The 5,854-nt window shown below is 31.5% G+C and carries 5 protein-coding genes; 4 read left to right on the top strand and 1 reads right to left on the bottom strand.

The window, feature by feature from the left end; all coding sequences use genetic code 11:
• Both QZZ51_RS15985 and QZZ51_RS15980 read left to right on the top strand, forming a co-directional pair.
• Nucleotides 1–645: nucleotide sugar dehydrogenase (locus QZZ51_RS15985; protein WP_291871491.1), on the top strand; the 645-nt coding region annotated here is incomplete at its 5' end.
• Between the two features lie 293 nt (nucleotides 646–938).
• Complete coding sequence (locus tag QZZ51_RS15980) at nucleotides 939–2,708, top strand: hypothetical protein (protein ID WP_291871488.1); 1,770 nt, start codon at nucleotides 939–941, stop codon at nucleotides 2,706–2,708.
• A gap of 52 nt (nucleotides 2,709–2,760) precedes the next feature.
• Here QZZ51_RS15980 and QZZ51_RS15975 read toward each other — a convergent pair whose 3' ends face one another.
• Nucleotides 2,761–3,978, bottom strand: coding sequence for a right-handed parallel beta-helix repeat-containing protein (locus tag QZZ51_RS15975; protein ID WP_291871486.1), 1,218 nt, complete (start codon nucleotides 3,976–3,978; stop codon nucleotides 2,761–2,763).
• A gap of 193 nt (nucleotides 3,979–4,171) precedes the next feature.
• Between QZZ51_RS15975 and QZZ51_RS15970 the strand changes: the two genes are divergently transcribed.
• Complete coding sequence (locus tag QZZ51_RS15970; protein ID WP_291871484.1) at nucleotides 4,172–5,197, top strand: NAD-dependent epimerase; 1,026 nt, start codon at nucleotides 4,172–4,174, stop codon at nucleotides 5,195–5,197.
• 36 nt (nucleotides 5,198–5,233) lie between these two features.
• Nucleotides 5,234–5,854, top strand: a 621-nt coding sequence (locus QZZ51_RS15965; protein ID WP_291871482.1) for a lipid II flippase MurJ, incomplete at its 3' end; no start/stop codon positions are given.

Genomic DNA, 5,854 nt, shown 5'->3' with positions numbered 1-5,854 from the left:
AAGGTAATTGAGAATTCGCAAAGAGATATTAATATTGCTTTTGTAAATGAGTTAGCTAAAATTTTTAATTTAATGGATATTGACACGCATGATGTGTTAGAGGCTGCGGGCACCAAATGGAACTTTCTTCCTTTTAAACCAGGACTCGTTGGTGGTCATTGTATTGGTGTAGATCCATATTATTTAGCTCAAAAGGCTCAGGAATTTGGATACCACCCTGAAATTATTCTAGCAGGTAGACGTATGAATGATGGTATGGGAAAATATGTTGCATCAGAAATAGTAAAACTGATGGTACAAAAAGACATAAAAGTAAAAGGGTCTAAAATTTTAGTTCTCGGAATTACTTTTAAAGAAAATTGTCCAGATGTTAGAAACACCAAAGCTGTAGATGTAATTCACAATCTAGAATCGTATCATACTAATGTTTCTATATACGATCCTTGGGCCTCTCCTTCAGAAGTAGAGCACGAATACAATCTTAAAACGACAGACAAACTACCAAGCGACACATACGATGCTGTTGTTCTAACCGTTTCTCATAAAGAATTTGCGAATTTAGACATTAAAGCGCTATTAAAACCTAATGGCGTTATTTATGATGTAAAAGGCATACTTGCAGACGTTGCAGATAAAAGGTTGTAAACAACCTCTTTAATTTACAAAAAGCCCTAACCATTAAATGGTTAGGGCTTTTATTTTTTATTATTTTATTTATGGATTCCCCATAATTGTTAAAAAAGAATGTATTTCATCGAATAAATAGGCCTCTGAACGTCCAATTATTTCTTTCTTCCCGTATAACTACAGTACTCGCGTAGCAAAATTTTACAAAAAGTGCATTTCATCGAAAATAATATGGTTTATACCGATGATCTTAAAAAATTAAATATTTTTACAATCCAAATCACTAACACCATTAACAGACACCTACATTTATGAGAAATCCCCACATTAAATTTAAAAGTACATATTTGTTGTTTTCGATTTTATTTTTAATTTTTTCTTGCGCTAAGGATGCTGATCTTTTAGCAGACTATGTTATAACAGACGGAAGTGATGCTATACAAATAGAACAATTTGCATTTAACGATAATTATTCTGCCGTTCCTACAACTAGCACGGTTCTAGATGTCTTATCTAATGACAATATTAGTAATACAGACGAAGTTGAAATTACTAAAACATCGAATCCTGTAAATGGCATAGTTATTATTAATGACAACAAGACCTTAACTTATATTCCTGCAGAAGTTCCAGATACAACAACTCCAGATACAACAACTCCAGATACAACAACTCCAGATACAACAACTCCAGATACAACAACTCCAGATACAACAACTGCTGCTCCCGACACTTTTACATATACCGCAGAAGTAACTAATGATAGTGGAACTACTACACAAGAAGCAACTGTAACTATTAACACAAATACTTCTCCAGATGACAGTATCGAATATGGCACTTTAAAAGCTTTTCCAGGTGCTGAAGGTTTTGGTAAAAACGCTACAGGCGGTAGGGGCGGTATTATAGTAGAAGTAACTAATTTAAATGATAGTGGATCTGGCAGTCTTAGAGAGGCTCTTAAAATAGCACAAAAAAGAACCATAATTTTTAGAGTAGGGGGTACAATTGAATGTAAATCTTATTTAACAATACCTAAAAATGCAGGGAACCTTACTATTGCTGGACAAACAGCACCAGGTGGAGGAATTACAATTAAAGGAGCTGAATTAAGAATTCAAGCATCAAATATAATTGCTAGGCATATTAGAATACGAATGGGAAAAGGTACCTCTGGGTCTAATGTAAAAGGAATAAATATAGTAAGTTATTCTGGCAATAAAATTTCAGATGTTATTTTAGATCACGTATCTGTTTCTTGGGCAGCTGATAAAAGTATTGTTTTTGGTGAAGTCGTAGAAGCTGGTGGCAGTGTTACTAATTGTACTATTCAGAATTCAATTGTAGGAGAAGGAATTGGCAATGGGTATAATGTATTGTTATTTAGAAACGCAAGAAACATCTCTTATATAAACAATTTCAATGTTTTTAGTACTGAAAGAAACATTAGATCAAGTGTTAAAAGTAATAGTTTTGAAATGCTAAACAATTACATTTATCATTATAGAACTGGCGCCTATCCTACTTATGAAAATCAATTTGATATTATTGGAAACAATTGGGAATCTGGCTCATCAAGCCAGTCATACGAAACAATAAGACTTGAAGCTAGCTCAAACAATAGCCCTAATGCTATGATTTCATTAACCAAAGGGTACATAAATGATAATTTATATGATGGAAAAAAAGCTACAGTTTCTTCTAGCTTAAGCCCATATATAAGAAGTAGTAGGGTTCTTAATTCAGGATACAATACTTTCCCTGCATCTGAAGTTAAAAATAAAATACTCGAGATTACTGGAGCAGGTAATGGTACAACACAAGGGATAGATTCTGTAGATAAATATTTTATTAATCACGCAAAAAACGGTACTGGTTCCAGAAGAACCAATATTAATGATAATGACTTTCCCTCTATAGAAAACGGAAAACCATATACCGATTCGGATAAGGATGGAATATCTGATGAATGGGAAAATAACCATGAATTAAATCCTAAGGATAATTCAGACGGAAGTAAAGACAGAAATAATGACGGTTATACCAATTTGGAAGATTTTTTACATAGTCTTACGTTATAACTCTTAGCATATAAATACAAAAGGCTCTTATTTACATAAGAGCCTTTTGTATTTAATTACTCTGCTTCACTACTTCTACAAAAACACCCTCGTTATTTCTTTTATTATATTGAATATAATCCATGAGATTAATACCCTCATTATAGTCAGTTATAATGAACTGCCCCTTAACATCTTTTAGATGCTGTAAGGTTCCTAATTGAGACCCCCTGACACTTATAATTGGTAATTTTACTGAGTAAGAAACATATAATTGTTTAAAACTAAACCCTCCTAAAGAAGATGTTGCACCTATATAATCCGAAACTTCAAAACTGATTGGCGGATATACTCCTTTTTTACATATATCTATTGCTGCACAATTTTCAAAGGAGACCTTAAAAGCATCATTCCTTTTTCTACTATACAACATACCCCAATCGCTATCTTTAACCAAACAATTTTTAAATAAAACTGTTCCAAGAACTGGTTTTTCTTTATTTGCGCCAATAAATATTTCGGTTGGCACATATGTGTTAGAAGTAACATGATTTCTACTAATATAACAATCCTCAAAAACAATACTTATTGGGCGCGATTCTTTTTCTAACTTATCTAAAGCAAGTAATATACCTGAATGATGATTATTAACAAAAGAACATTTACTAAAATGGACATTGACGATTCTATCCTGTTTTGTGTTTGGTTCAATATCCACACCAGCTTCAGGTAATGTTCCATTAGTTTTTTTAAACACACAATTTTCAATTTTCACATTCTGGGCACTTACAATACTCATCCCCTGCCGTTTGTTATTTCTACTTATTATATTTTTCAATCGAATATCACTAGAATAGGTTCCCTTCTCTTTACCAGCTATATAAATACCATCTCCTCCACTATCCTCAATTATTAAATCTTGAACACGAATATTTTTACTTTTACGTATACTTAATGCATGCCTCCACTCTCCATCTATATACTCTCTTTTATTCATCGATAAAACCCCCTGACTACCTATAATAGAAAGATTTTCACATTCTTCCAAAAGGAACAAGCAGGCATTTTTAGAACCAAATTTTCCTGCAATAGCTTTTACCACAACTCCTTTCTCAAAGAGTATGGTTTTATTTTTCAATTTCCTTAAAACCAAAGGCCCTATATTCCAAGGCGAAAATTGTTTCTCTATAATTATTGTATCAAAACGAGAATAAATCGCCTTTTGCAAACAAACCGTAGCATCTTGCCTATGGTAGCCAAAAACAGAGGCTTTTACTCTTTGTCCCTGCATAGATACTAAGGAAATTATAAAACACAACAGAGAGAGTTTAATCTTTAACATAAGAAAAAAGTAAGTATAACATAACAATTCTGAATTTCAACGTTTTTATAGTATATATGGCTTAAGTTATTCTAAAAATCCAAAGAAAAAACTGACATTTGCAAAACAAATTTAATCCAAATCATTTAACAACTATATAATAATGAAAATATTGGTTACTGGTGCCGCAGGTTTTATAGGTTTTCATGTTTCAAAATCTCTTTTGCAACATGGACATAAAGTTATTGGTTTAGACAACATCAACGATTATTATGATGTTAATTTAAAATTTGCTCGTTTAAAGGAACTTGGAATTACAAAGGAAGATGCTGAAAAACATAACGTAATTACTTCTTCCCAAACAACAAATAAAAATGCCTTTCAATTTATCCGAATGGATTTGCAAGATAGGGAAGCGCTACCCTTACTGTTTAAGGCAGAAAAATTTGATGTTGTTTGTAATTTAGCAGCCCAAGCTGGGGTACGCTATAGTATAGAAAACCCGGAAACGTATGTAGACAGTAATATTGTTGGCTTTCTTAATATTTTAGAATGTTGTAGAAATAACAACATTAAACATTTAGTCTATGCCAGTAGTTCTAGTGTTTATGGGTTAAATGATAAAATACCTTTTTCAACTGACGATACCGTAGACAAGCCTATAAGTTTATACGCAGCAAGTAAAAAAAGTAATGAATTAATGGCACACACCTATAGTCATTTATTTAATATTCCAACTACTGGACTTCGTTTTTTTACGGTATACGGCCCTTGGGGAAGACCAGATATGGCCATATTTTTATTTACAAAAGCAATATCCGAAAACAAACCGATTAATGTTTTTAATCACGGTAACTTAGAACGAGACTTTACATATATAGATGATATTACAGAAGGTGTAGTTCGTATTTGCGAAAAGGCCACCAAAAAAAGAATTACCGATAACCAATTATACAAAATATACAATATAGGCAACAATAACTCTGTTAAACTTGGAGATTTTATTAGCGAAATAGAATTAAACTTAGATAAAAAAGCCACAAAAAAAATGATGCCAATGCAGCCAGGAGATGTAGAAAGAACATGGGCTAATGTGGATGAACTTATAAAAGATTATAATTACAAACCCAATACTTCTTTAAAAAAAGGAGTTCAATCTTTTGTGAATTGGTACAAAGATTTTTATTAATAAAATTTTTATATAAAATTATCTTTAGACTTAATTATGCTTAATGGAACTATACAAGGCTATGTAATAAAGCTAAAACAAAGCATTCAAAATCCTTTGATTTTAAATATGCTATTAGTTGGCGGTATTACATTATTTGTAAAATTAATATCTTTTTACAAAGAAACTTTAATAGCCTCATTTTTTGGGCTTTCAGAAGTTTTAGACACTTATTTTATTGCTATTTTAATACCCACATTTATTCAGAACGTATTTATTGGAGCTTTAAAAAATTTATTTATTCCAAATTATATTACGGAAATAAAAACATCCAATAATAAAGGAAGTTTTCAGTCTTTAATTGGAATTGGCATAGTTAGCCTTGTATTACTATTATCCATTCTTGCTATTATTTTTTCGTTATTTTTTTTAGAAGACATTTACAGTGGACACACCCTTTCTTACTACGCACAAATAAGAACACAATTATATATTGTTTTACCATGCATATTTTTCTGGGGATTTTCTGGCTTTATAAGTGGCTTATTAGAAATAGAAAACAAATATTTAGTCTCTACAATTGCTCAATTATTCCTTCCAATAACTACTATTCTTTGCTTATTATTCTTTAAAGATTTTTTTGGCAACAAAATTCTCGCAGTAAGTATTCTATTGGGT

The organism is Maribacter sp. (genome assembly GCF_016744255.1).
In the GTDB taxonomy this organism is placed as follows: Bacteria; Bacteroidota; Bacteroidia; order Flavobacteriales; family Flavobacteriaceae; genus Maribacter_B.
This window is presented reverse-complemented; position numbering and strand designations above follow the sequence as displayed.